Origin of the sequence: Rhodococcus sp. 05-2254-2 (genome assembly GCF_002259095.1) — a bacterium.
Taxonomy (GTDB): Bacteria; Actinomycetota; Actinomycetes; order Mycobacteriales; family Mycobacteriaceae; genus Rhodococcoides.
Map to the genome: position 1 here is coordinate 60,139 of NZ_NOZJ01000021.1, position 25,874 is coordinate 86,012.

Consider the following 25,874-nt stretch of genomic DNA (forward strand, 5'->3'; position numbering starts at 1 on the left):
CGGGCCACTATTTGCGCGAGAACCAACGCTTCTTCGGTCGCGGTGCCTGCTCGTCGGGGGCGTCGGGCATCGGTTCCTGTGCGCCGCGGCCGTTGGAGCTTCGGTTCTGCTGGTTCGGTGGCGGTGGTTCCTGCCCCGGGACGTACATCGTGAAGCCGCAGACCGGCAGGGTGTTCGGATCGAATTCGTCCGCGTGTGGTGCGCCGGTGTAGCGGAACCCGAGCCACTCGGCGTTGGCTGCCTCGGCGAATTCCTGAGGGTGGAACGGCAGCGACTGCGGATCCGGCATCACTCCGGGCGGATAGATCAGCGGATGCTCACCGGCCCAGAACGATCGCTCCCACACCAATGGCAGGCCTGCGTCCTCGTAGATGTACACCGGAGTGGCACTGAAGGATCGGCGGAATTCACCGCGTTCCCAGTACGCGAACGCACCCCAGGCGTGTTGGGGATCCGAGGCGACGAGGTAGGTGTGCTCGGACGCCAGCGGGCGAGTGAATGATTCGGGAAGTGTCGACGGTGTGGGCACCGCGAGATTGGATCCGCACACCACGGTGACGCCGGGGTAGCAACCGATGAAGACGTGATCGTCGTCCACGCCTGCCGAGGTCGATATCGGGCCCTGTCCGAGGGGCACTGCCGTCAGGTGGGGGTACAGACGTCCGACGAGTGCGGTCGCAGCGTTCCAATCCGAGGTGGTGGCCTCTCGGAGTACAGAAATCGGATCCGGTGCGTCCACGTACCAGATGGTTGATGCTTTGGCCCCCACTACCGGCACCTCTCTCTCCGTTACTTCCTGGGAAGCCTACGGTGTGAGCGTCGGCGGTTCGTCACCGCGCGGCACATCGGTCACAGCAGAACTCAGTTGTGACCGCTGCTGCGAACGCCGAGCAGGACGTCCTCCCACGACGGCATGGCCGGCTTGCCGCGCTTGTCCTTGCCGCTGGTGTGACCGGCTGCAGGCTTGGGTGCGGGCCTGGGCTCCCTGGTCACAGTCTCGCGCGGCTGTTCGGGCTCGGGAGAGGGCGCATCGTCCACCTCGACCTCGATGGTCTCGGCGTCGATCTCGCTGTCGGCGGTGGTGCCGTAGTACTCGTCGAAGCTCTGCTGCGAGGTCTCGTCGTCGGAGTCCTCGGCGGACGTCAGTGCGCGCACCGGTGCCAGACCGCGCAGTTGGCGTCCGAAGTCCGGATCGATCAGCTCGTGAGCAGTGTCGTCGAGCGGGCTGATGGTGCCGCCGTGGCCGTCGGGCAGGAACTGCCAGTGCGCCTTGTTGGTGGTGCGGCCCGCCTGCCACTTGAGCTGCGCGACCCACTTGTTGTCCTCGTCGCGCCAGGCGTCCCACGCCGCGTCGTCGAGATTGTGGCCGCGAGCGCGGAAAGCGAGGGTGACGATCTCGAGCAGGGTCTGCACGGCCGGGCCGTCGTGGCGCAGCGGATGACCGGCCTGAGCCATCGACGCGGCCTGCGAGCGTTCGAGCAACACCGGGTGAGCGAACACCTCGACGCGACTGATGGCCATTCCGGAGTCGGCGGCAACCTGTTCGATGGTCGCTCCGCTGCGGATACGGGCCTGAATTTCCTTGGGCCGAAGCAAGCTGTCCATTTCGATCTCAATCTGTCCTAGTCGAGCGATGTCGCCGCGTGAGGCCGCGCGGAGCTTGTCGTCGGCTGGAAGCCGGAATCTGTCGCCGGTCTTGGGATCTGCGCACACGACGAACTTTCCGTCGGCCTCGAGACCCACCACACGTAAGTCTCGCACCTTGACCTCCTCATCGCGCCGGCTCGCGATACCGTCGAATTCGAGCCTAGTTCACCTGCCGTATTCGGTGGGTGTCCGACACGCATCGCTTCTGCCGACCATCGTTTCCCTATCAGAGGGTAGACAGCTGGGGGCTCGGTTGCACCCATTCGGTCGATGTTGCGTCAATTGTCTTGTGGGACAACGTCGATGCATCGACGCGGCGGTACAGTGCGCCCAGGCCGAAGCCGATGCTCAGGGCAATCGCGTGCCCGACGGCAGTGAAGGTCGGGTCCGATACCCCACTGATCGTGACGACGCCGATCCACAGTGCGGCCCAGCCCGCACACCACGGCATCGGCAGGTACCTGATCATCGACCCCGCTACCGCTGCTGCTGCGTAACTGACACCGACGTCGACGGCCATCGCCAGTGAGTCCGCGAGCCAGTCAATGTGAATGCCGATGAGCAGGCCGACGGCCACCAGTACCGTCGCACCGATGTGTCCCGCGCTGAAGGTGACGAGGAAGCGTCGCCAACCGGAGATCCATTCGGCGACGGCGAACAGCAGTGCAACCGCGGCCAACCACAACCAGTTCACCCGTCCTTCGGTGAGAAAGACGCTCGTGACGAGGGTGGCGAGGTGGCCGTCGCCCAGATTGTGCAGATTGGTGCTCGCCGCATGCAGCACGTGCCAGCGATCGTGCGGGCCGATCCGGCCCAGTGCGACGGTGCCCGCCACCGCGAGAGCGATGTACAGCAGGGTCACGCGAATGCGCAGCGCGAATGTCAGGAGCCGGTACATACGAGCGCTCCCTCCGAGGTCGTTACGCTTGCTTACTTGATAGCAAGTGTAGGCCGCGAAGGGAGCGCCGTAGCTGTGAGCTTGCTGGGAATGGTCGTTCCGCAGGCTCCACTCCTGCCCTGCTGATCAGCTCAGAGTCGACACGACCCAGTCGATGCTCTTGGTCAGTGCGGTGATGTCGTCCGGCTCGATGGCCGGGAACATGCCGACGCGCAGCTGGTTGCGGCCGAGCTTGCGGTACGGCTCGGTGTCGACGACGCCGTTTGCGCGCAGGATCTTCGCAACCTGGGCTGCGTCGACGTTCTCGTCGAAGTCGATGGTGCCGACGACCTGGCTGCGGTGATCCGGGTTCGTCACGAACGGCGTCGCGAATTCGCTCTTCTCGGCCCAGTCGTACAGACGTGAGGACGAATCGGCGGTGCGCTTGGTGGCCCAATCGAGGCCACCCTGCGCGTTGAGCCACTCGATCTGGTCCGCGAACATCAGCAGTGTCGCCACGGCCGGGGTGTTGTACGTCTGGTTCTTGCTGCTGTTGTCGACGGCGATCGGCAGCGACAGGAAGTCCGGGACCCATCGATCCGTGGCAGCGATCTCGCTGACGCGCTCGAGTGCGGCCGGGCTCATCAGCGCCACCCACAGGCCACCGTCGGCGGCGAAGCACTTCTGCGGCGCGAAGTAGTAGACGTCCGAGTCGGCGACGTTCACCGGCAGACCGCCGGCACCGGAGGTGGCGTCGATCGCGATGAGGGCGTTCTCGGAGCCGGCCGGACGGCTGACCGGGATGGCCACGCCCGTCGAGGTCTCGTTGTGCGCCCAACCGATGAGGTCGACGAACGGGTCGGAGGTGGGCTCGGGCGCGCTGCCCGGCTCGGCCTTGACGACGATGGGATCACCGATGAACGGGTTGTTCTTGGCTACCGACGCGAACTTCGAGCTGAACTCGCCGTTGGTCAGGTGCAGCGACTTCTCGCGAATGAGGCCGAAGGCAGCAGCGTCCCAGAACGCGGTGGTGCCACCGTTGCCGAGGACGACCTCGTAGCCCTCGGGCAGCGAGAACAGATCCTTCAGGCCACTGCGCACGCGTCCGACGACGTCCTTGACGGGCTTCTGACGGTGGCTGGTGCCGAATACGGAAGCGCCGACGTCGACCAGGGACTGCAGCTGCTCGGGGCGAACCTTGGACGGGCCGCAACCGAAGCGTCCGTCGGCGGGCAGGAGATCGGCGGGAATGATCGGCAAATCGGCCATGGAGTAGCGCGTCCTAGCGTCGATGGAATATGGCATCCACAGGCTAGTCGGGTGTCATGACACCGTCGACTACCGGATCAGGTCCCAGCCGTCGACGGACTCGGGGCTGCGGGGTTCGGGGCCGGTGTAGAGGGCAGCCGGTCGGACGAGCTTGCCCAGGCGCTTCTGCTCCAGGATGTGCGCGCACCAGCCCGCGGTACGGCCACAGGTGAACATGGCGGGCATCATGTGTGCGGGTACCTCGGCGAAATCGAGGATCACCGCGGCCCAGAACTCGACGTTGGTTTCGATGGCGCGGTCGGGGCGGCGCTCACGCAGTTCGGTCAACGCTGCCTGCTCGAGCGCGGCGGCGACTTCGTAGCGGGGTGCGTTCAGTCTCTTGGCGGTGGCGCGCAGCACGCGGGCGCGGGGGTCCTCGGCGCGGTAGACGCGGTGCCCGAAGCCCATGAGCTTCTCTTTGCGGTCCAGGATGCCGGTGATGAGAGCGCGTGCGTCACCGGTTCTCTCGACCTCCTCGATCATCGGCAGGACGCGAGCGGGCGCGCCGCCGTGCAGGGGACCGGACATTGCACCGATGGCACCCGAGAGGCAGGCGGCGACGTCGGCTCCGGTGGAGGCGATGACACGTGCGGTGAACGTCGAGGCGTTCATCCCGTGCTCGGCGGCCGAGACCCAGTACGCGTCGATGGCAGCGACGTGGGCGGGATCCGGTTCGCCCTTCCACCGGACCATGAAGCGTTCGGTCACGGTGGCTGCCTGATCGATGCGGCTCTGCGGTACAGCAGGCTGGTAGATGCCGCGAGCGGACTGAGCGACGTAGGACAGAGCCATCACCGAGGCGCGGGCGAGGTTGTCGCGGGCGGTGGAGTCGTCGATGTCGAGCAGCGGCTGGTAGCCCCAGATGGGCGCGAGCATCGCCAGGCCGGCTTGGACGTCGACGCGGACGTCGCCGGTGTGGATCGGCAGGGGGAACGGTTCGGCCGGTGGAAGTCCTCGACCGAACTCGCCGTCGACGAGCAGTGCCCAGACATCACCGAAGGTCACGTTCTGCGCGACGAGTTCCTCGATGTCGACGCCGCGATACCGCAGTGCGCCACCGTCCTTGTCGGGCTCGGCGATGTCGGAGGTGAACGCGACGACACCTTCGAGGCCGGAGACGAAATCCTCGGGAACTCGTTGAACAGCCATGGCCTGTGGACTCCCTCGTCGCAACTGCACCCGGCTCTGCGCCGCATCCGGGCGTACTTCGTCAGAACCATAGCCGGGATCTACGCGGGAGTAGCGTCTGGGCTTGTGTCTGCAGAAGAACAGCGCCTGGCGAACATGCGGGTGGACTACGGAGAGCCCGAGGACCTCGACGTCGATGCTCTGGCGGACGGGTGGTGTGCGCTGGCGCAGCAGTGGTTGTCCGACGCGATAGCCGCGAATCTGCCCGAGCCCAACGCCATCGTGTTGGGGACGGTCGACGAGGCGGGTAGACCCGCCACTCGCACCGTGTTGTGCAAGGACTTCGACGCGGACGGGGTGGTGTTCTACACCAACTACGACTCCGACAAGGGCCGTGCACTCACCGTGACGCCGTATGCGTCGATCACGTTCCCGTGGATCGGAATTGCCCGCCAGCTCACCGTGCGCGGCCCGGTGGCGAGGGTCGACGCCGAGACGACCGAAACCTATTGGCGCACTCGGCCCCGCGGCTCCCAGCTGGGGGCATGGGCGTCCGAGCAGTCGCGGCCCATCGGCTCGCGGGAGGATCTGGCTGCGCGACTGGCCGAGGTCACCGCGACGTTCGACGGCATCGAGGTGCCGGTTCCGCCGAACTGGGGCGGTTTTCGCGTCGAACCTGAGACGGTCGAATTCTGGCAGGGCCGAACGAGCCGCATGCACAACCGAATTCGCCTGACGGTGGCAAGTGGTGTGATCGAGCGTCTGCAGCCGTGAGCGGATTGCGCGGCATTCTTGCCGATACGACTCCGCTGAAGACCCCCGCCTACAAGCGGCTGTGGTTGGCGAACATCGTCACCGTCATCGGGGCGCAGCTGTCCATCGTCGCTGTGCCACAACAGGTTTTCCAGATCACGCTGAGTTCGGCGTACGTGGGCCTCACCGGTGTCTTCGCGCTGGTGCCGCTGATCGTGTTCGGTCTGTGGGGCGGGGCGGGGCGCTGGCCGATGTGATGGACCGCCGCACGCTGTTGATGATCACCACCTGCGGTCTGATCGGTACCTCCGCCCTGTTCTGGTTGCAGGCGTTCCTCGACCTGAACAACGTGTGGATCATCTTGGTGCTGTTGGCCGTTCAGCAGGCCTTCTTCGCGGTGAATCAACCGACGCGCAGCGCGATCCTCCCGCGAATCCTGCCCGCCGAGCAGCTGCCCGCCGCGAATTCACTGAACATGACGGTGATGAACTTCGGCGCTATCGCCGGACCGCTCAGCGCAGGCATCCTCATCTACTACATCGGGCTCGAGACCCTCTACCTGATCGACACCATCGCACTGTTCGCCACACTGTGGGCAGTGATCCGGCTGCCGGGGATTCCACCGGCGAAGTCGGGTCAGCGAGCCGGATTGCGCTCGGTGTTCGACGGTTTCGCCTACCTCGCGACGCAGAAGGTGCTGCTGGCCTCGTTCGTCGTCGACATCATCGCGATGGTGTTCGGTATGCCCCGCGCGCTCTTTCCGCAGATCGCACACGAGAGCTTCGGCGACCCGGCGTCGGGCGGTCCGGTGCTGGGCATGCTGTTCGCAGCGATGTCCGCGGGCGCGGTGGTGGGTGGAGTGTTCTCCGGCTGGCTGCCACGAGTGCGCAGGCAGGGCCTGGCGGTGCTGATCTGCATCGTCGTGTGGGGCGTGGCGATGATCGGCTTCGGTCTGGCCGTCGGCGCGGCCACCGACGGGGCCACCACCGTCGCCCTGTGGTTCGCGTTGGCGTTCCTGGCCCTCGGCGGCGGAGCCGACATGATCTCGGCGGCCTTCCGCAGCACGATGCTGCAGCAGGTCGCCACCGACGAGATGCGTGGCCGGCTACAGGGTGTCTTCATCGTCGTGGTTGCCGGAGGTCCGCGCGTCGGCGACGTCCTGCACGGGGCCGCAGCGGCGTCGGTGGGGACGGCGGCCGCCGCGGCGGGCGGCGGCGTGCTGGTCGTCATCGGTGTCTCGATCGCCGCGTTGGCTCTTCCGGCATTCATCCGGTACCGAGTGGGTGCGGTGGTAAAGAATGGCACTCATGGCTGACGCACAGACCTACTCGTTGACGAGCGGTAAGTATCGGGCAGACATCGCTGCCGTCGGAGCGGGTCTGCGGGTGCTCGAATACGACGGCGCACCGCTCACCGAGACCTGGGAGGCGGGTTCGAAGCCGCCGCTGTCGGCGGGACTGGTGTTGGCCCCGTGGCCCAATCGAACGGCCGACGGCACGTTCACGTTCGAAGGCGTCGAGCATCGGATGGAGATCAGCGAGCCTTCGCGCAACAACGCCAGTCACGGTTTCGTCCGGCGGGTGGAATGGACCCTGAACGAGCACAGCGACTCTCGCGTCGAGCAGAGCGTGGACGTCGGGACACATCAGGGCTGGCCGTTCTCGGTGACGGTGACCGTGGCGCACGAGCTGTCGGCGGACGGTCTCACCGTCACCGCGTCGGCGAAGAACACCGGTGATTCACCGGCGCCGTACGGGATGGGTTTTCACACGTTCGTCAGGGTGGGAGACGTGCCGCTCGACGAGTGCACGCTCGAGCTCTCGGCCGGCACGCGGCTGCCGCTCGACTCGGTGCGCAATCTGCCCGTGGGCAATTCGGTGCCGACTGCCGATACCGAGTACGACTTCCGGCAGCCGCGGACGCTGCAGGGCGTGCAGCTCGACACCCCGTACAGCGCGTCGCTACCCGAGGCCGACGGCCGAGCGAGCCATGTTCTTCGCGGTCCTGACGGCACCGCGACGGTGCTGTGGACCGACAGCAGCTTCGGTTGGGTGCAGGTGTTCACCGCCGATCCCGCCAACGATCAGGCCTATCCCGATCGAGGGCGGGCCTTGGCGATCGAGCCGATGACCTGCCCACCCGATGCGTTGAATTCCGAGATCGATCTGATCGTGCTGGATCCGGGGCAATCCTGGTCGGGCACCTGGGGAATGAGGTACGAGAAGTGACCATTCTGGTGTGCGGCGAGGCGTTGGTCGACCTGGTTCCGGTGCACGAGGGCCCGCTGCTTTCGCCCAAACTCGGCGGCGGGCCGTTCAATGTCGCCGTCGCGATCGGTCGACTGGGTTCGCCCGTCGCGTATCTCTCGCGGATCTCCCGCGACCCGTTCGGGGAGCAGATCCTGGCGAGCCTGCGCGACGCGGGAGTGGACACCACGTGGGTGCAGCGCGGCGACGAACCGACGACGTTGGCGATGACCACGCTCGCCGAGGACGGCAGTGCCGAGTACTCGTTCTACGCCGACGGCACAGCCGACCGTCTCGTCGCCGATCCCGGCGATCTGCCCGACGAGATCAGCGTGCTCTCGTTCGGCACACTGTCGCTGCTGTACGAGCCCGGCGCGTCGATGTACGCGGGCCTGCTGCACCGGGCCCGGGTGGCGGGCAAGCTCACGATGCTCGATCCGAACATCCGGCCCGCTGCCATCGACAGCACCAGCGGAGACATCACCGCCGACGGGTTTCGCGACCGCTTCCGTTCGTGGCTGCCCAGCATCGACATTCTCAAGGTGTCCGAGGACGACTCGTTCTGGTTGGGGCTCGGAACGCAGGGGACCACCGTCGACGACTGGCTCGCGGCAGGGGTCACCGCGGTGGTCATGACCCGCGGTGGCGACGGCATCTCGGTCTTCACCGCATCCGAGGAAATCACGGTCCCTGGTGTCGCGGTCGACGTCGTGGACACGATCGGCGCTGGTGACACCGTGCACGGAGCTCTGCTGAGCTTTCTGCAGAAGGAGACCATTATCACATCGAACGCGGTGAAAGAGATGAGCAAGGAAGATTGGCGAGAAGCGCTCGAGTTCGCCGCGAAAGCAGCGGCGATCACGGTTTCTCGACCCGGTGCCGACCCTCCCTGGGCGTCCGAGGCGTCGAGAGACTAGTTTCACTATCGACGTTAGAACTGTCCGCTTCAAGTACGTGTCCGTTACACGAGTTCGAGAGGGACCATTCGTGCCCGCTGAGAATGATGCCAAAGCCACCCTCACCTATCCCGGTGGCGAATACTCCATGTCGATTGCCGAGGCCTCCGAGGGCAACAACGGCATCGAGCTGGGGAAGTTGCTGGCCACCACCGGCTACACGACGTTGGACGGCGGGTTCGTCAACACCGCGTCGACCAAGTCGGCCATCACCTACATCGACGGTGACGCAGGCATCCTGCGCTACCGCGGTTACCCGATCGAACAGCTCGCGGGCAAGTCTTCGTTCATCGAGGTCAGCTACCTGCTGATCTACGGTGAGCTGCCGTCCGAGGATCAGCTCGAGAAGTTCACCGACAAGATCCGTCGGCACACTCTGCTGCACGAGGACCTCAAGCGGTTCTTCGACGGTTTCCCGCGTAACGCGCACCCGATGCCGGTGCTGTCGAGTGCCGTCAACGCGCTGTCGGCGTACTACCAGGATTCGCTCGACCCGAACGACCCGGAGCAGGTCGAGCTCTCGACCATCCGCTTGCTGGCCAAGCTGCCGACCATCGCGGCGTACGCCTACAAGAAGTCCGTCGGTCAGCCGTTCCTGTACCCGGACAACTCCAAGAGCCTGGTCGAGAACTTCCTGCGCCTGACGTTCGGCTTCCCGGCCGAGCCGTACGAGGTCGATCCCGAGATCGTCAAGGCACTGGACATGCTGCTCATCCTGCATGCCGACCACGAGCAGAACTGCTCGACGTCGACGGTGCGTCTCGTCGGATCCTCGCAGGCCAACCTGTTCACCTCGATCTCCGGCGGCATCAACGCGCTGTGGGGCCCGCTGCACGGCGGAGCCAACCAGGCCGTGCTCGAGATGCTGGACAAGATCAAGGCCGAGGGCGGCGACGCAACGGACTTCCTGCGTCGCGTCAAGAACAAGGAAGACGGCGTCAAGCTCATGGGCTTCGGACACCGTGTGTACAAGAACTTCGACCCGCGCGCGACGCTGGTCAAGGAGACCGCGCACACGATCCTCGGCAAGCTCGGCAACGGCGACGAACTGCTCGAAATTGCGCTCAAGCTCGAGGAGACCGCGCTGACCGACGACTACTTCGTCGAGCGCAAGCTGTACCCCAACGTGGACTTCTACACCGGCTTGATCTACCGCGCGATGGGCTTCCCGCCGCGCATGTTCACGGTGCTGTTCGCGATGGGCCGTCTCCCGGGCTGGATCGCGCACTGGCGCGAGCAGAACGAGGACACGACCGGCAAGATCGGCCGTCCGCGCCAGATCTACACCGGCTACACCGAGCGCGACTACCAGGACGTCAGCTCCCGCTAGATCTCGCTGCACAACAACGCCGCCGGCTCCCTTGGGGAGCCGGCGGCGTTGTCGTGTGTGCCTCGAGTTCGCGGTTACGTAGGTGAAATGGCCGTTTTCGTCTGCACAACTGCGAACTCGACGTCATGGACTCCACAACTTCGAGTTCGTGGTCAGGTCATCGCTACCTCCCGCAGCACCTGTCCTGCACCGTCGGTGAGGCGCAACGTATCGGTATCCGTCGGGCCGACCACGAGCTCGCCGCCGACGGGTAGGTCGATGGTGCTGACGAATGCAGACCGCGATCCCCGAGCATCCTCGGTGGCGGCGGTGTAATCACTCGTGGTGGGGGTGTCGGTCGTGAGCGTCATCGATCGCTCGGTCGGGCTGATCTCGGCGACGATCGACGCGCCCGCAGGCAGGCGAAGGGAGGTCGATCGAACCACCCAACCGTCGGACAGGATGGAGATGTCGATCGAGGCATCGCGCTCGTTGTCCGCGACGTCGGAGAGCGTCAGCCGCATCGGTGTGTCGATCGAGGCCTCCAGCAACGCTGTGTTGTCGTTGTTGATGAACGCGGACCGTCGCACCCGGTCACTGTCGGACACCGACAAGCTCCATTCGACATCGGTCAGATCGACCGGATCGTTGGTGTTGTCGGTGACCAGCACCAGGTAGTCCTGGTCCTGCGCACCGACCTCCGTGCAGGAGGGGCACTGATGAACGCCGGTCATCTCGGCCAGCGGAAACAACTTCAGCTGATTGTCCGGGGTACCGGAGAACAGGTAGCTGTCGTCGGCGGGATCTGCCGAGGTGGTGTAGTACCACGTATCGGCGGCCGTATCGGTGACGATCATCTTCTCGACGCCGGGATAGTTGTTGTCGTAGATGACAATTCCGCGTGTGCTGTCGCCCAGATCGCGTATCGCGATCGGTGTCACGGCGTGGCCGGACGTTCCGTCCTCGGTGTAGAACGCGAGTAGATGGTCCTGCCCTTCGGCCCACGCGGTCGTGAGTCGATCGATCACCTCGTCCACAGGTGCTGACATCTCGGAGTCGGCCGTCGGTTCGACCTCCTGGGTGTTGAAGTAGCGCGCGATCACGGCATCGGTCGCGGGGGAGGGACGTGCATCGAACAGTGTTGCTCCCGGGGCGACGAAGGACGAGGTGTCGATCGAGTTGCGGTAGGCCAACCCTGCGACCGCGGCCATTCCGAAGCAGTGACCACCGTTCATTCCGTTCTCGAACACCTCCGAGGTCACCCGTCCCATCGGCGAGAGAACGCATCGGTCGCTCTCGGTTCCCGGAGTGCACACCGCATCCCCGAACAGTGATTGCATCGAGGCCGGTGTTAGCCCTAGGCCATGCTCCGCTGTCGGCGGTCCCCAGTTGGGGAAGGAGAAGCCGTCCCGTCGGACGTCGAAGCCGGACGAGGCCACGAGTGTGCCCGAGCCTGGGTCCATCTCGGTGAACCCTTCCTGAGGTGATGAACACGCCGTCAGCACGAATGCGACTGCAAAAGCCATTGTGGCCCAGCGGCGGCGGGGCGCAGTGGCGGAGCGGAGAACCATGATCGGATCCTCTTCTTCGGTTGTCAATGCTCGAGTACGACCTTGAGAACTGTGACGATCAAACCGACGACGATGGCAACCAGGCCTCCGAGGATTGCCCCACGCCATCGTCTCTTGCTCGCATGCCAGCCGCTGGCGGCTCCGAGGACGAGCAGGAACAGGAATGCGAGATCGGAAATGGTGTCGAGTGCGCCGTAGGCCGACCACAGACCGCTCACACGTCCGAGCCCGATGATGATGAGCGGCACCACCGTCAGCAGCAGGAAATGCGCTGAGTGCCAGAGCAGATGACGTCTGTCGGCACCGTCGGGCATGCGGTGGTGGCTGTTCACGTACCCCAACCACGACGAGAACAGGTGCGCGACGGCAGTCGCGACCATCGGCCCGAGGACCATTCCTGTCGCGTCACCGAAATCGACATCCGTATCGTCCGCCCCGACGACCATGACGGTCATGATGATCACGGTGCCGTAGATCAACGGCTCTGCGTCCAACGCCGCCCACGTCGGTCGGCCTCGCCTCCAGGAATTGTGACCGGTATCGGGAAGCGTGCTTCCGGTCATGACTTCTCGCCGCAGGCGGCGTACTTCGGCGTGGATCCATCGTGGCGCGCCGGAAGTGGTGGTCGATTCATCGTCGAAAGTCCTTGTTCGAGAGAAAGAGTGGGTATGTCATCGCGGATGGGGGCTCGTGTCTCGTTCAGACGACCTCGTGTTCGGCCGGTGCCATGGGGTCGATGTGGCGTGCGGCGCGTAGGCCCGCCTCGATCGCACCCTCGACCCAGCCCGACTTGAACGTGGTGAAGTCGCCGGCCCAGTGCAGCCGGTCCACAGGCTTTTTCATCTCGTCCAGCATCCAGCCGCCGTCCAGAGGCGTATCGCCGAAGGCGGCCTTGATCCAGGGTTGATCGGGCCAGGAGAATTCGCCGATTTCCACGACGTCCTCGATCATTCCGGACATGTCGGCGTTGAAGGTGTTCACGAGATCTCGTGCCCGGGTTTCTTTCGGCTGCGCGAGATAGGCAGTTGCGTTGGCACCGGAAAGGTAGAAGAACGCGTTCCCGCGCCCGCCCGGCTCGTTGCCGGTGATGTCGATGAGTCGTTCCCACGGCCGGTCGGAAGCTGCCACGGGCCAACCTCGCACACCGGAATCGAGCCACGTCGGTTTCGAGGTCTGCAGATACACCTTGACTATGTCGCTCCACACCATGCCGTCGACCACCTGACGGGCTCGATCGGGCAACGCCGGTCGGATGTCGACATCCTTCAGGACCGTGAAGGGGATCGTCGAAATGACCTCGTCCCCGGTCCATTCGCGACCGTCCGCTGTGGTCACCATGACGTCCGAACCGCTCTGGTCGATCACCACCACCCGAGAGCCCATGTGGATGCGGTCTTGGGGGAGCCTTTCGGCGAGGGCGCGCGGTATCCGCTCGTTTCCACCCTGCACGCGGTACAAGTTGCGGTCGCCGAAATGGTAGGCGAAGTCGGGAAGCAAACCGAGAACGCTGACTTCCAGTGTGAAACCGCCGGCCTGGGCTGCGACGAGTTTGGCGAAATCGTCCGATGCACCAGCGTCGGCGAGCAATTCACGAACGGTGAATCCGTCGAACTTGTCGGCGGCGGCCGCATCGGGCCACTCCGGGTCGATGACGGTGGTGAAATCTGCGCCGAGGGGCACGAAGTAGCTGGTGAGCATGGAACTCAGTTCGACGGTACGTTCGGACTCGAGTAGATCCCAGGGTCGACGATCGAGCTGAGTGTTGTTGCCGCGCAAGCCATCTATCAGATATTCGGGAGCGCCGTCGTTCATCGCGACGATGGGGAGCTTCAGGGTGCTCACGTAGCCGGTGACCAACGGCATGTTCAGTCGGAAATGCCCTCCACCGCCCTCGGTGAACTGGCCGTTCTCGTATTCGACGGAGATGAGGCGACCACCGATTCGGTCCTGAGCCTCGAGAACCGTCACCTCGTGACCGCGCCGGTGCAAGGCCAGTGCGGCCGTCAGACCCGACATGCCTGCACCCAGAACGAGTACGCGACGGGGTGCAGGCGATTCATTCGTACCGGCGACGGTGCTCTCGGCCTCGTTGCTCGAGCACGCCGTCGTGGAAGTCAACCCTCCCAGCATCGCTGCGCTCAAGCCGAGTCGTAAGGCATCCCGTCGGTTGACCTGCACCATCGTCGTCTCCTTCTGAAACGATGGAAGTGCCCCGTCACTTCTCCGATTCGACAAGCGACATCACACCACGTTTTCACGGCGGAGGTGACTCGAAACCGCGTTCCCGCGCCAGGTCTCACGAAAGGCCGAACCTGCACCGAGCAGGATCGGTCACACGAAGGTGACGCGATTTTTCAATACCGGCAGGTTTGCACGCACGGCGTCGACGAGTTCGGTGTGGATGTCGATCGTCAGCATGCCGGGCGTCGCGTCGAGTTGCCCGAGGATCTCGCCGGTGGGGGAGCAGACGATGCTGTGTCCCACGCCCAACGGTGCATTGCCCTCGGCGGCAGCGGGTTCGGCTTGGTCGCAGGCCGCGATGAACGTGGTCGAGTCCAGGGCACGTGCCCGCGCGAGCAGGGTCCACTGCTCCACTTTGCCGTCGCCCGATCCCCACGACGCCGGGACGACGACGACTTCCGCGCCGAGATCACCGAGTTTCTGGAACAGTGCCGGGAATCGAATGTCATAACAGGTGGCGAAGCCGACCCGAACGCCGGCGATGTCCACCACGAGAGGCTCCGAACCCGGTGCGACGGTGTCGGATTCGGCGAATCCGAACGCATCGAACAGGTGGATCTTGTCGTAGCTCGCGTCGATACCGGGTCCGGTGACGAGCAATGTGTTCGTGACCCTGTCGTCCGCGGCTGGGGTGAACATTCCGGCGACGACGGTGATGCCAGCGTCGGACGCTATGGCGCGCACCGCGTTCGCCCATTCACCGTCCAGGGGTTGCGCGAACTTTCGGATGGGTCCGCCGAAGCATCGCATCGTCGCCTCCGGAAACACGACGAGATCCGATCCCGCATGCGCTGCGGCGCGGGTGTGGGTGGCGATGAGTTCGAGGTTCTCGGCGGGCTGTTGGCCGCTGGTGATCTGGGCGAGGCTGATGCGGATGGACGAGCTCACGGTGTGACTCCTGGTTTCGTCGGAGGAAGACAGGTATACATATCGTATGCAGCCGCTGTCGGGGAGGGAGAAGGCGTACCAGTACGTGCGCGATCAGGTGTTGTCCTCACCGGCCGCCACCGGCACTTTTCTGAACGAGCAGGAACTCGCGACGCAGATCGGAGTATCCCGTACCCCGGTTCGTGAAGCGTTGCTGATGTTGCAGTCCGAGGGGCTGGTCGAGATGGTGCCCAAGCGGGGCGCGCACGTGCCGGCGATGTCCGGACGCCAGATCGCCGAACTGATGGATCTGCGCGGAGTTCTCGAGCGGCACGCGGCCACCCGTGCGCTGCGAGCCGGTGACGCGCCGATCACGCAGATGCGGCACGCGTTGACGCAGCAGGAACTGCTGATGAACTCCGACGACGCAGATGCACCCAAGCAGTTCATCGACTGGGACGGCACATTCCATCAGAGTTTGATCGATTCGGCGGGAAGCGATCTGCTCTCGCGCACGTACGCCGGACTGCGGGCTCGCCAACTTCGGGTCGGGTTGAGCGCGTTGTTCACCGCGGCGAACCGTCAGCACCGGGTGTGCGCCGAGCACCAGGCCATCATCGACGCACTCGGTGCGGGCGACGAGGACCTGGTGCACGCGAAGATCGACGCTCACCTCGAGGTCACACTTCAGACTCTGCTGCGCGCGTAGCCTTTTCGCGCTCCTGGCCCAGCAGCACGTAGTGCTCGTCCTCGGTGGGGTCGGGGTTGCGACCGAGTGCGAGACCGACGAGTGTCACGGCACCGACGATCACGATGTATCCCGCGATCGGCACCCAGCTGTCCGTTCTGTCCAGCAGGTAGACGAAGATCAGCGGTGCCATTGCGCCACCGAACACGCCGGCGATCGTGTACGCCAACGAGCTGCCGGTGGACCGCAGTCGGACGCTGAACTGTTCGGTGACGAACGCAGCCTGCGGTCCGTACATGAACGAGTGGAACGCCAGTCCCACAACGACACCCAGGATCAGCAGCGGCAGGGATCCGCCGCCGATGACGAGGAAGAAGATCGCGCTCCAGGCAACGCCGCCCACCGCTGCGATTCCGTAGACGAGGCGCCGATTGATGCGGTCGGACACCGCTCCGGCGAGCGGGATCAGACCGAGCTGACACGCCGATCCGACCAGAATGGCGGTCAGCACCTCGCTGCGTTCGAAGCCCAACTTCTGCGTGCCGTAGGTGATGGAGAAGACGGTGAACAGCGCGTAGATGACGTCCGGTGCGACGCGGGACATGATGCCCGCCACCAGTGGCCGCAGTTCGGTCTTGAACACCTCGCTGATCGGGGCTTCCGATCGATCGCCGCTTTCCTGCAGCGCCTTGAACACCGGGGTGTCCTCGAGCTTCAAGCGGATCCACAGACCGAATCCGACGAGTACGGCCGAGAAGAGGAACGCCACTCGCCATCCCCAGGACTCGAACTGCTGGTCGGTCAGTGACAGAGTCAGTATCGCGAGTGCGCCGTTGGCGAGCAGGTTGCCTGCCGGTGGTCCGATCTGCGCGGCGGACGACCAGAAGCCGCGCTTGCGTGGATCGCCGTATTCGCTGGAAAGCAGAACCGCGCCGCCCCACTCTCCGCCGACGGCAACACCCTGGCAGAACCTCATGGTGACGAGGATGATCGGGGCTGCGATGCCGATCGTGTCGTATCCGGGGATCAGGCCGATGGCGAACGTGGTGACGCCGATCAGCATCAGCGTGATGACGAGTAGTTGCTTGCGGCCGATGACATCGCCGAGGCGCCCGAAGACGAATCCACCGACCGGTCGGGCGACGTACCCGACGGCGTAGGTGGAAAAGGCCAGCAGTGTCCCGGTCAGCGGATCGCTGTCCGGGAAGAAGACCAGAGGGAACACCAGCGCCGCGGCGGCCGAGTAGACGGCGAAGTCGTACCACTCCAATGCCGTTCCGGTCAGGCTGGCCGCGAAGGCCTTGGCCAGGCCCTTTCTATCCACCGAAACAGGTTCGGTCATGACGACTCCTTCGTGTGCCTGGGATCACTCTATCCGTTGTACGTGCTCCATACTTGCTGTATACAAGACGTATGCGCAAGGCTTTCGGCGTATCGGAAACAGAAAATTTACGAGGAGAGGGTCCTTACTGATGCTCACGTTCACGCTGCCCGACGGCTCGACCGAATCGCTCGAGGTGACCGCCCTGCTCAATGCGGGATATGCCGGACGCAACCAGGACGAGGTGGCGTCGCACATCGCGGAGCTGGCCGAACTGGGTGTCCCGGCTCCGACTGTGACCCCGGCGCTGTACCCCATCTCGCCGTATCTGGCGCAGCAGACCGATTCCGTCGCCGTCCAACACGGTCGCACCTCAGGCGAGGCGGAGTGGGCTCTGGTGATCCTCGGCGACACGATCAACGACGTGCTGCTCACGGTGGCGTGCGATCACACCGACCGTGACCTGGAAGTTCACAGCGTCGCATGGAGCAAGAACGCCGCTCCCGACGTGCTGGGCACCGGCGCGTGGCGGTTGTCCGAGGTAGCCGATCGACTCGACGAGATCACGTTGACCGCCTGGGCCGACGGCACACTCATCCAGACCGGAACGCTCGGTGATCTTCTCGCGCCGCAGTACTGGCTCGATGTGCTCACCGAACGTGGCTTGTTCTCGCGTGGAACGGTTTTGATCTCGGGCACCATCTCGATGCACCACGGGGTGAATCAGTTCTCCGACGCCTGGAAGGTCGAGATGACCGACCCCGCCACCGGCAATACTCTGACCTGCGAATACAAGACGATATTGATGCCAGCTCCGATCGGCTGAGCGTCACGACGTATGGTCGAAGCGGTGTATGCCCAGAGATAGACAGCCGGCGTCGGCGGGCCGGCATCAACCGCAGGAGACTTCAGTGACGAAGCCAGTGATCGAATTTCAGGCCGGACCGGCGCCCTTGGACCTGGTGACGGTCGACCTCGTCGAGGGTGACGGCGCAGAGGCAGTGGCCGGTGGCACCGTCGAGGTGCACTACGTCGGTGTCGAGTTCGATTCGGGAGAAGAGTTCGACTCGTCCTGGAACCGCGGCGAGTCCATCCAGTTCCCGCTGCGCGGACTGATCCAGGGCTGGCAGGACGGCATTCCCGGAATGAAGGTCGGCGGACGTCGTCAGCTCACCATTCCGCCGGAGCTCGCCTACGGTCCCGCCGGTGCAGGACACCGTCTTTCCGGCAAGACCCTCGTGTTCGTCATCGATCTGCTCGACGTCAAATAACTGCAGGGCCGCCAACGGCGTTGCGTACCCGCTCGGCTTCGCGGGTTGCCGCGGGATTGGCAGTACCCTCTCGGGAACCCGCGAGCTTGGCGTGAATGTGCCCGGCTACCGTCACCGGCCCGTACCGGGCCAGGTCACCGGGCTCGATGCACGACGGCAGTGGCGCGATCACCGCGTCGAGGTTGCCGTCGTGGAAGAACGCGGCAGATCGCCTGCGCTGGATCGTCCCGTCGGTGATCGGCGGACGCACCCGATGCAACGTCGACATCCAGCGATCGTTGGTCAGTCGGGCCGTGAGATCTCCCAGGTTCACCAACATGGCTCCGTCGGCGGGTTGCACGTCGTGCCACCGTCGGTCGGTTCCGAGAACCTGCAGGCCGGGCACTCGATCGGCCCACAGCACCGTCACCAATCCGTAGTCGGTGTGTTCGCTCATCCCGGTGAGCTCGGCATCCGGCACATGCATGCCGGGTTCGAGCGCGTAGTTGTTCATCCGCAGGGTATCGAGCGATCGACCGGTGATGTCGGAGAACGTATTCGGTGACACACCGAGTGCGTCGGCGAACACTGTGGTCAGCGTCCGGGCCACGCGTGCTGCCTCGGCGAAATACTCGTCGACGGCGCGCTGGAACTTCGAGGAGTCGGGCCAGGTGTTCGGTTCTCCGGTGCCGACGTTGAAGGCCTCGAAGTAATCGTTCATGCCCGACGCCGATTCGACTCCCAGGCTCAGGCTCAGCGATTCGCTCTTCGGAGCGGTGTATCCCCGATTCACTTCGGGTGGGCAGATGTAGGTTCGCTTCGTCGCCAGGTCGAGTCCGAAGAACGAATCCATCGCCGACGCGAGTCCGGCCACGGTGTCCTCGGGAATGCCGTGCCCGAGAATCTGCATGAAACCGACTGTGCTGCAGGCATAGTCGACGTCCGCCGCGACGCTGCGTCGGGCAGCCCCGTCGCCTGCCGCGGTGGCGTCACCCAGAACGTACGGCGAGATGTCGATGGTGGGGACGAAGAAATCCGACAACGTGTGCATGGGTACATGATCCACGGCTCGGATGGGCCCGCAGGTTTCTCCCGCGTAAAGACTGCCGAACTTCAGCTGTCCTGCAGCTCCAGCACCAATCGGGCACCGCCGAGCGGGCTGTCGGTGAACCAGGCCCGCCCACCGTGCAATTGGGCTTGCTGCGCCACCAGTGCCAGGCCGAGCCCGGAGCCACCCTTGGCGGCACGGGTGCCGCGCTCGAACCGGCCGAACACCGTCTCGCGTTCCTCGACGGGAACGCCGGATCCGTTGTCGTCGAGCAGGACACGTACCGTCTTGCACTCGCGCTCGGCGGTGATGACGATCGACGTCGCGTTGCCGTGTCGAACGGCGTTGCCGATCACGTTGTCGACGGCCAGCCGAAGACCGGTCGGCAGTGCGCGCATCGTGATCTCGGAGTCGGCGGCGTACTCCACGCGTATGTCGAGTCCCGGATGCAGTCGTTGCGCATCCTGGGCTGCGACGTCGCAGACGTCGATGATGTCGGTCTCGACTCTGTCGCCCTCACTGGACAATTCGCCCGACGCGAGTCGTTCCAGGGCGGTCAGGGTTGTCTCCACTCGACCCTGCGTCCGCTCGAGATCTCCCAGAATCTCCTGCTGCTGCGCCGGCTCGAGGTCGAGAGTTCTGAGCACCTCGATGTCGGTGCGCATCGCAGTCAGTGGGGTTCGCAGCTCGTGTGCGGAGACGGCCGCGAAGTCGCGTGCGGTGTCGAGCGCGGCATTGGTGCGGTCCTGTGCTTCGTTCAGTCTGGTCAACATGCCGCCGATGGCGACCGCGAGAGCATCGGCTTCGGTGACACCGGTGCGGGTTTCGGGCGCGGTCGGTGGTTGCGCGCTGACCTGCCGGGTCAACGTCACCAACGGTTTGACGGCTCTGCCACCGAAGAGCCAGCCCAGGCCGGTGGACACTGCGATCGCAGCGAGTCCGAGCAGAATCACTTGCCGCTGCTGTTCGTCGGTGACCTGTTGCGCTTCGATGGCAGGCACGCCGATGGAAATCGAGATGGACGACACCGCGGTCGAAACGGCGGTGTAGACCCGGAAGCGTTGCCCGTCGACGTCGACGGTCTGCGACCCGGTCTCGAGCGCGGGCAGCCGTGTCGGAGTGGACGCGACGACGATGTCGCCACTGCGAATGGTGACGGCGAACGCGCCGGAGAGCTGATCGAGGAACGCCTCCAGCGTCGTCGAGGTCGGGATCAGCACCTGAGACGCCGTCGTCAGCCGCTCGTCGAGCTGGTTGACGTTGTTGCGCGAAATAGCGACCGAGGTGACCACCGAGAGTGCGGCGACGACGAGGGTGGCACCGAGGGTCGTGGCGGCGGCCACGCGGGCGCGCAGAGAGAAGCTCATGCGGCGTCCCGGACGACGAAGCCGACTCCGCGAACCGTGTGGAGGATGCGCGGCGAACCGTCGGCCTCGAGTTTGCGTCGCAGATATCCGACGAACACGTCCACGACGTTGGTGTCGGCGACGAAGTCGTAGCCCCACACCAGCTCGAGCAGTCGTTCACGCGTGAGGACGACGCCCTTGTTGCGGGCCAGAATCGCGAGCAACTCGAACTCGCGTTTGGTCAGATCGATGTCGGCTCCGCCGCGGTGGACGCGATAGCCGGGGATGTCCACCACCAGGGTTCCGATGGCGACGGCCGAGTTCGGCGCGCCCGAATCTGCAACCGGCACAACCGGACCGGTGCCGCGACGACGAAGCATGGCGCGAATCCGTGCGACCAGCTCGGCCAGCACGAACGGTTTGGTGAGGTAGTCGTCGGCACCGGATTCGAGCCCGGCGATGCGATCGTCCACCGAGCTGCGGGCACTGAGCACGCAGATCGGGATGTCGTTTCCCATGGCGCGCAACGCGGTCACCACGCTCGCGCCGTCGAGTACCGGCATGTTGATGTCGAGCACGATGGCGTCGGGCATCGATCGCGACACCACGCCGAGCGCCTCCGCGCCGTCGGATGCGGTGATGACGGTGAACCCGGACAGGCGCAGTCCGCGTTGCAGCGACGACAGCACGTCGACATCGTCGTCGACGACGAGGACGGTGGCGGGGGCACTCGACGATTCGGTCACCGTTCCAATGCTATGCAACCCAGCTGTCGACGGTGCTTCGGCGTTCTGCAGGCGTCTTGGCGAAGAACTCCTCGAGAGCACTGCGGCGGCCGGTGTCGGCATCGAGTGACCAGGCGAGTGCAGGTGCCTTGGCGTAGAGCTGCTCGTAGTACTTCTCGAAGGTGCAGGTGCTGTCCACCAGGGAAAGAGCGCCGGGGAAGGGGCGTGTGTTCGTCATGATGTTCTCCTTTTCTCTTCTGTGTTTCCCAAGGTAGAGCCCCATGTTGCGGCCATGGTGAGCCATCGTTGGCGGTTCTCTGAGAGTTCGGCCGAGAGCGGGCTGTGATTGCCGACCGCGTCGGTGGGTAAGACTGGAACCATGTCGCTCGTATGGTTTCGCCGTGATCTCCGTCTGGGGGATCTGCCCACACTCACCGCCGCTGCCGAGTCCGGAGATCCGGTGCTCGGGCTGTTCGTACTGGACGACCGTCTACTGAAGCCCTCGGGCGGGCCGCGCAAGGATTTTCTGTTCCGTTCGCTCGAAGCACTGAACGAGCAACTCGACGGCCGGTTGATGGTGGTGCACGGCGACCCCGAGACCGTGGTCCCCAAGGTCGCGAAGGCGATCGGCACCGAGGACGTACACATCAGCGCCGATTACGGCCCGTACGGACGCGACCGAGACAAGCGCGTCGGCGAGAAGGTGACCCTGGTCGAGACCGGGTCCCCGTACGCGATCGCACCCGGGCGGATCGCCAAGACTGACGGCGAACCGTACAAGGTGTTCACGCCGTACTCCCGGCAATGGCTGGAGCACGGGTGGCGCGGACCGGCCGACACGTCCGCGAAGACCGTGGAATGGATCGACCCGGACGAGGTGAAAGGCGTTCGGCGGGCGAAGATTCCCACCGAGAAAGAGGCGTCCGACGCGGCAGCCGGTGAGAAGGCTGCGTCGAAGCAGTGGAAGGAATTCCTCGAGGAGGTCTCGGCGTACGACGACGAGCGCAATCGTCCCGACCTCGACTCGACGAGCCGGATGTCGGTGCATCTGAAGTACGGAACCATTCATCCACGAACGATGCTGGCCGACCTCGGCAAGCTGCGCAGCGAAGGGGCAGCGTCGTATCGCAGGCAGATTTGTTGGCGAGACTTCTACGCCGACATCCTGTTCCAGCGCCCCGACAGCGCCCGAGAGAACTACGTCAAGAAGTTCGACAAGATCGAGATCGACTCGGGCAAGCACGCCGACGAGTTGTTCGAGGCCTGGTGCAAGGGCGAGACCGGCTTCCCGATCGTCGATGCCGGTATGCGGCAGTTGAACTCGGAGAAGTGGATGCACAACCGAGTCCGCATGATCGTCGCATCGTTCCTCGTCAAGGATCTGCACCTGCCGTGGTGGCGAGGTGCGCGCTACTTCATGCAGCATCTCGTGGACGGCGATCTGGCCAACAACCAGCACGGCTGGCAGTGGACCGCCGGAACGGGCACCGACGCCTCGCCGTACTTCCGCGTGTTCAACCCCATCACCCAGGGCGAGAAATTCGACCCCACCGGCGATTACGTGCGGCGCTGGGTGCCGGAGCTACGTGGCGAAGAAGGAAAAGCCGTGCACACGTTGAAGTTCGGGCGACCCAAGGACTACGTGGAGCCCATCGTCGACCACAAACACGAGCGAGAAGTTGCGATCGCGCGCTTCAAGGCGCTGTGAGAACTCAACGCTCGAGCGGAGCCTGCGGAGTGACCCCTATCTTCTGCGGGACAACCCGACTCCCACCAGACAGATCATGCCCCCGACCACGGCGAGGTAATGCGGAACCTCGCCCAGTAGCAACCAGGCCAGTATGATGGTGATCGGCGGAACGGCATATGTGGTGATGCCGAGCTTGCCCGCGTTCATTCGCGTCAACGCGTAGGCCCAGGTGCTGAACGCCAGGGCCGTCGGTACCAGGCCGAGGTAGATCAATCCGCTGGTGGCTCCCGCCGATGCAGTGGAAAGGTCGCCGAGCAGAGCAGGCGCGAAGGGCAGTGTGCACACTGCGCCGATGGTGCAGGCCATCCACGTCACCTGAAGTCCGGGGATGGTGCGCAGCACCGGCTTCTGGCTGAGCACTCCGACGGCGTAGGTCACCGCGGAGACCAGACACAGTGCGATGCCCAGGAAGTCGGCGTCTGTCTTGGTCGTGGACGTGGTGGTGACGGCTGTGACGACACCGACCATCACTGCTCCGGCGAACGCGATGCCCGCTCCGATCACCAACCACTTCGGAAAGCCCTCGCCCAGCAGCAGACCCGCGAACAGGGCGACCAGAATCGGACCGATCTGAATGATCATCGACGTCGTGCCGGCGTCGACGCGTTGCTCGGCGGCATTGAGGGCGACGTTGTAGATACCGAACCAGAACACGCCGATGCTGATGATCTGCAGCCACTGTGTGCGGTTCGGCTTGACCCACTGCCTTCTGACCAGAACGATCGCACCGAGCGCGACGGATCCGATGAGCAACCGGCCCAATGCGAGCGGACCGGCTCCGAAGGATTCGCCGACGCCGCGAATCGCCACGAAGGCCGAGGCCCACGAGATCACCGTGACGGTGACGGCTCCGAGCGCAAGCCAATCCACCGCGGGACGGGTGTCGAGATCTGTCATGTCGACGACGCTATCGCGCGGGAGACTCCTGTGGCGCGCGGGTTTCGGCCATGGTTGCTCGTATTACCGCCGCCTATCTGCCGAGCAGCTTCTCCAGTGCGTCGAGGACTGCCGGATCCTCGATGGTCGACGGCACGCCGTATTCCTCACCGGCGACGATCTGCCGCATGGTTTTCCGCAGGATCTTGCCCGAGCGGGTCTTGGGCAGGGCTCCGACGATCGTCACGTCCCGGAACGTCGCGAGGGCACCGATCTGATCGCGGACCATGGCCACCAGTTCGGTGCGCAGCTGTTCCTCGGTGATCTGCTCGCCGGCCTTGAGCACCACGTACCCGCTGGGGCGTTGGCCTTTGAGGTCGTCGTGGATGCCGATCACCGCGCATTCGGCCACGGCGGGGTGACCGGCGAGCACGGCTTCCATCGACCCGGTCGACAGACGGTGGCCGGCGACGTTGATGACGTCGTCGCTACGGCCGAGGACGTAGACGTAGCCGTCGGTGTCGATGTAGCCCGAATCGCCGGTGAGGTAGTACCCGGGGAACGTGTCCAGATACGAACGCTGGAAACGTGATTCGTCGTTCCACAGCCCCACCAACGCACCCGGTGGCAGCGGCAGCTTCACGACGATGTTGCCCTCGGTGCCTGCGTCCACCGGATTGCCCGAGGCGTCGAGGATACCGACCTGGAACCCCGGCACCGGCACCGTCGGCGATCCCGACTTGATCGGAAGTGGTTCCAGACCACGAAGATTGGCGCAGATGGCCCACCCGGTTTCGGTCTGCCACCAGTGGTCGACCACGGGCCGGTCCAGGGTTCGCGAAATCCATTCGTACGTATCGGGATCGAGACGCTCACCTGCGACGAACAGGGTCTCGAGCGACGAGACGTCGTACTTCTCGAGCTCGGTCGCATGGGGATCGACCTTGCGGATGGCGCGCAGTGCAGTCGGCGCAGTGAACAGGGCCCGGACGCCATGATCCTGGATCACCCGCCAGAACGCGCCGGCATCGGGAGTCCCGACGGGTTTGCCCTCGTACAGAACCGTTGTGGCCCCGGCGAACAGCGGTGCATAGACGATGTACGAGTGCCCGACGACCCAGCCGACGTCGGACGCGGTCCACATCACCTGACCGGCACCCACGTCGTAGATGTTGCGCATCGACCACGTCAGCGCGACGGCATGACCGCCGTTGTCGCGCACCACACCCTTGGGCTTACCGGTCGTACCCGAGGTGTAGAGGATGTACAGCGGATCGGTTGCCAGCACCGAAACCGGTTGTGCCGCGGTGGCGTCGGCGATGAGGGAGTCCCAGTCCAGCCAGTCGTGACTGCCGGGGATTCCCTCGCGGGTCTTGACGATCACCGTCGGTACCTTCGCAGTCGTCAGCGTCAGGGCGCGCTGCACCAGCGGCAGATATTCGATGACGCGACCCGGCTCGAACCCGCCGCTGGCGGTGATCAGCAGGACCGGCTCGGCGTCGTCGATTCGCGCTGCCAGCTCCTTGGCTGCGAAGCCGCCGAACACCACCGAATGCACCGCGCCGAGTCGAGCGCACGCGAGCATCGCGACGACGGCCTCGGGGATCATCGGGAGGTAGATCACGACGCGGTCTCCCGGTCCGACGCCCTGCTCACGCAGCACACCGGCGAATCGAGCGACGTGGTCGAGAAGTTCGGCGTAGGTGTAGCTGCGGGTGAGTCCGAGCATCGCCGAGTCGTAGATCAACGCGGTCCGGTCGCCGTGTCCGGCGTCGACGTGCCGGTCCAAGGCGTTGAAGCAGGTGTTCAGGCGGGCGTCGGGAAACCAGTGAGTGCCGTCGAACGCGCTGGTGGGAGGGGTGTCCCAGTCGACTCCCGCCGCGGCGTCGAGCCAGAATTGCTCGCGGTTGTCGATACTGTCCTCGAAGGCCTGCCGATACTCGCCACTCATGTTGTGGAGCGTAGTT

The 25,874-nt window shown here is 64.9% G+C and carries 24 protein-coding genes and 1 pseudogene; 9 read left to right on the plus strand and 16 right to left on the minus strand.

The annotated features are described in order from the left end of the window. Positions 1-7 precede the first annotated feature (7 nt). The 5 genes from CH283_RS23030 to CH283_RS23050 form a co-directional block, all read right to left on the minus strand. On the minus strand, positions 8-778 hold the full coding sequence (locus tag CH283_RS23030) for a DUF6928 family protein (protein WP_441344168.1): 771 nt from the start codon (positions 776-778) through the stop codon (positions 8-10). A gap of 83 nt (positions 779-861) precedes the next feature. Then, entirely contained in the window at positions 862-1,761 is a 900-nt protein-coding gene (gene sepH, locus CH283_RS23035; RefSeq protein WP_094639388.1) for a septation protein SepH, read from the minus strand. Positions 1,762-1,873: 112 nt separating this feature from the next. Continuing rightward, on the minus strand, positions 1,874-2,545 hold the full coding sequence (locus CH283_RS23040; RefSeq protein ID WP_094639389.1) for a rhomboid-like protein: 672 nt from the start codon (positions 2,543-2,545) through the stop codon (positions 1,874-1,876). Positions 2,546-2,671: 126 nt separating this feature from the next. Further along, the gene (gene serC / locus CH283_RS23045; RefSeq protein ID WP_094639390.1) at positions 2,672-3,793 is read right to left on the minus strand and encodes a phosphoserine transaminase; all 1,122 of its coding nucleotides are present in this window, start codon (positions 3,791-3,793) and stop codon (positions 2,672-2,674) included. 69 nt (positions 3,794-3,862) lie between these two features. Further along, positions 3,863-4,981 (minus strand): citrate synthase 2, encoded by a 1,119-nt coding sequence (locus CH283_RS23050; protein ID WP_094639391.1) that lies wholly within the window; start codon positions 4,979-4,981, stop codon positions 3,863-3,865. A 135-nt stretch (positions 4,982-5,116) separates the two neighbouring features. On the opposite strand from CH283_RS23050, the gene pdxH reads away from it, so the two are divergent. From pdxH to CH283_RS23075, 5 genes and pseudogenes are all read left to right on the plus strand, one after another. Next, entirely contained in the window at positions 5,117-5,734 is a 618-nt protein-coding gene (pdxH, locus tag CH283_RS23055; protein WP_068047802.1) for a pyridoxamine 5'-phosphate oxidase, read from the plus strand. A 5-nt stretch (positions 5,735-5,739) separates the two neighbouring features. Next, a pseudogene (locus CH283_RS23060) lies at positions 5,740-7,028 on the plus strand (MFS transporter). Continuing rightward, the gene (locus CH283_RS23065) at positions 7,012-7,941 is read left to right on the plus strand and encodes an aldose 1-epimerase family protein (RefSeq protein WP_068047799.1); all 930 of its coding nucleotides are present in this window, start codon (positions 7,012-7,014) and stop codon (positions 7,939-7,941) included. Before CH283_RS23060 ends, CH283_RS23065 begins: the two are co-directional and overlap by 17 nt. Then, entirely contained in the window at positions 7,938-8,876 is a 939-nt protein-coding gene (locus CH283_RS23070; protein WP_094639393.1) for a carbohydrate kinase family protein, read from the plus strand. The genes CH283_RS23065 and CH283_RS23070 overlap by 4 nt, the downstream gene beginning before the upstream one ends. Positions 8,877-8,946: 70 nt before the next feature. Continuing rightward, positions 8,947-10,245, plus strand: coding sequence for a citrate synthase (locus CH283_RS23075; RefSeq protein ID WP_094633051.1), 1,299 nt, complete (start codon positions 8,947-8,949; stop codon positions 10,243-10,245). 152 nt (positions 10,246-10,397) lie between these two features. Here the strand turns inward: CH283_RS23075 and CH283_RS23080 are convergent, their stop codons facing one another. The 4 genes from CH283_RS23080 to CH283_RS23095 all read right to left on the minus strand — a co-directional run bounded on the left by CH283_RS23080 (position 10,398) and on the right by CH283_RS23095 (position 14,912). Next, a complete protein-coding gene (locus CH283_RS23080) occupies positions 10,398-11,795 on the minus strand; it encodes a hypothetical protein (RefSeq protein WP_141216252.1) in 1,398 nt (465 codons plus the stop codon). A 23-nt stretch (positions 11,796-11,818) separates the two neighbouring features. Further along, positions 11,819-12,358, minus strand: coding sequence for a hypothetical protein (locus tag CH283_RS23085; RefSeq protein WP_068047790.1), 540 nt, complete (start codon positions 12,356-12,358; stop codon positions 11,819-11,821). 136 nt (positions 12,359-12,494) lie between these two features. Next, positions 12,495-13,976 carry a flavin monoamine oxidase family protein gene (locus tag CH283_RS23090; protein WP_217901135.1) on the minus strand — a complete coding sequence of 494 codons (1,482 nt, stop codon included), beginning with the start codon at positions 13,974-13,976 and terminating at the stop codon, positions 12,495-12,497. Between the two features lie 150 nt (positions 13,977-14,126). Beyond that, the gene (locus CH283_RS23095; protein WP_197477947.1) at positions 14,127-14,912 is read right to left on the minus strand and encodes a carbon-nitrogen hydrolase family protein; all 786 of its coding nucleotides are present in this window, start codon (positions 14,910-14,912) and stop codon (positions 14,127-14,129) included. A gap of 58 nt (positions 14,913-14,970) precedes the next feature. Between CH283_RS23095 and CH283_RS23100 the strand changes: the two genes are divergently transcribed. Then, positions 14,971-15,612 (plus strand): GntR family transcriptional regulator, encoded by a 642-nt coding sequence (locus tag CH283_RS23100; RefSeq protein ID WP_068047784.1) that lies wholly within the window; start codon positions 14,971-14,973, stop codon positions 15,610-15,612. Here CH283_RS23100 and CH283_RS23105 read toward each other — a convergent pair. Continuing rightward, a complete protein-coding gene (locus CH283_RS23105) occupies positions 15,584-16,933 on the minus strand; it encodes an MFS transporter (RefSeq protein ID WP_068047780.1) in 1,350 nt (449 codons plus the stop codon). The genes CH283_RS23100 and CH283_RS23105 overlap by 29 nt on opposite strands. 130 nt (positions 16,934-17,063) lie before the next feature. Here CH283_RS23105 and CH283_RS23110 point away from each other — a divergent pair, with 130 nt between their 5' ends. Further along, a complete protein-coding gene (locus tag CH283_RS23110; protein ID WP_094639396.1) occupies positions 17,064-17,738 on the plus strand; it encodes a DUF2848 domain-containing protein in 675 nt (224 codons plus the stop codon). Positions 17,739-17,823: 85 nt separating this feature from the next. Continuing rightward, positions 17,824-18,183, plus strand: coding sequence for an FKBP-type peptidyl-prolyl cis-trans isomerase (locus CH283_RS23115; protein ID WP_032377394.1), 360 nt, complete (start codon positions 17,824-17,826; stop codon positions 18,181-18,183). Here the strand turns inward: CH283_RS23115 and CH283_RS23120 are convergent. The 4 genes from CH283_RS23120 to CH283_RS23135 all read right to left on the minus strand — a co-directional run bounded on the left by CH283_RS23120 (position 18,176) and on the right by CH283_RS23135 (position 21,519). Continuing rightward, positions 18,176-19,213, minus strand: a complete 1,038-nt coding sequence (locus tag CH283_RS23120; RefSeq protein WP_094639397.1) for an isopenicillin N synthase family dioxygenase — start codon at positions 19,211-19,213, stop codon at positions 18,176-18,178. The two genes, CH283_RS23115 and CH283_RS23120, sit on opposite strands and share 8 nt — an antisense overlap. Positions 19,214-19,275: 62 nt before the next feature. Next, on the minus strand, positions 19,276-20,577 hold the full coding sequence (locus tag CH283_RS23125; protein WP_176460369.1) for a sensor histidine kinase: 1,302 nt from the start codon (positions 20,575-20,577) through the stop codon (positions 19,276-19,278). Further along, positions 20,574-21,302: a response regulator transcription factor gene (locus CH283_RS23130; RefSeq protein WP_068047741.1), complete on the minus strand. Its 729-nt coding sequence runs from the start codon at positions 21,300-21,302 to the stop codon at positions 20,574-20,576. Before CH283_RS23130 ends, CH283_RS23125 begins: the two co-directional genes overlap by 4 nt. Positions 21,303-21,312: 10 nt before the next feature. Next, positions 21,313-21,519: a hypothetical protein gene (locus CH283_RS23135; protein WP_068047758.1), complete on the minus strand. Its 207-nt coding sequence runs from the start codon at positions 21,517-21,519 to the stop codon at positions 21,313-21,315. A gap of 141 nt (positions 21,520-21,660) precedes the next feature. Here CH283_RS23135 and CH283_RS23140 point away from each other — a divergent pair, with 141 nt between their 5' ends. Next, positions 21,661-22,989, plus strand: coding sequence for a cryptochrome/photolyase family protein (locus CH283_RS23140; RefSeq protein WP_068047738.1), 1,329 nt, complete (start codon positions 21,661-21,663; stop codon positions 22,987-22,989). 36 nt (positions 22,990-23,025) lie between these two features. Here CH283_RS23140 and CH283_RS23145 read toward each other — a convergent pair whose 3' ends face one another. Further along, on the minus strand, positions 23,026-23,928 hold the full coding sequence (locus CH283_RS23145; RefSeq protein ID WP_094639398.1) for a DMT family transporter: 903 nt from the start codon (positions 23,926-23,928) through the stop codon (positions 23,026-23,028). Positions 23,929-24,001: 73 nt separating this feature from the next. Continuing rightward, positions 24,002-25,858, minus strand: coding sequence for a propionyl-CoA synthetase (locus tag CH283_RS23150; RefSeq protein WP_094639786.1), 1,857 nt, complete (start codon positions 25,856-25,858; stop codon positions 24,002-24,004). Positions 25,859-25,874 lie beyond the last annotated feature (16 nt).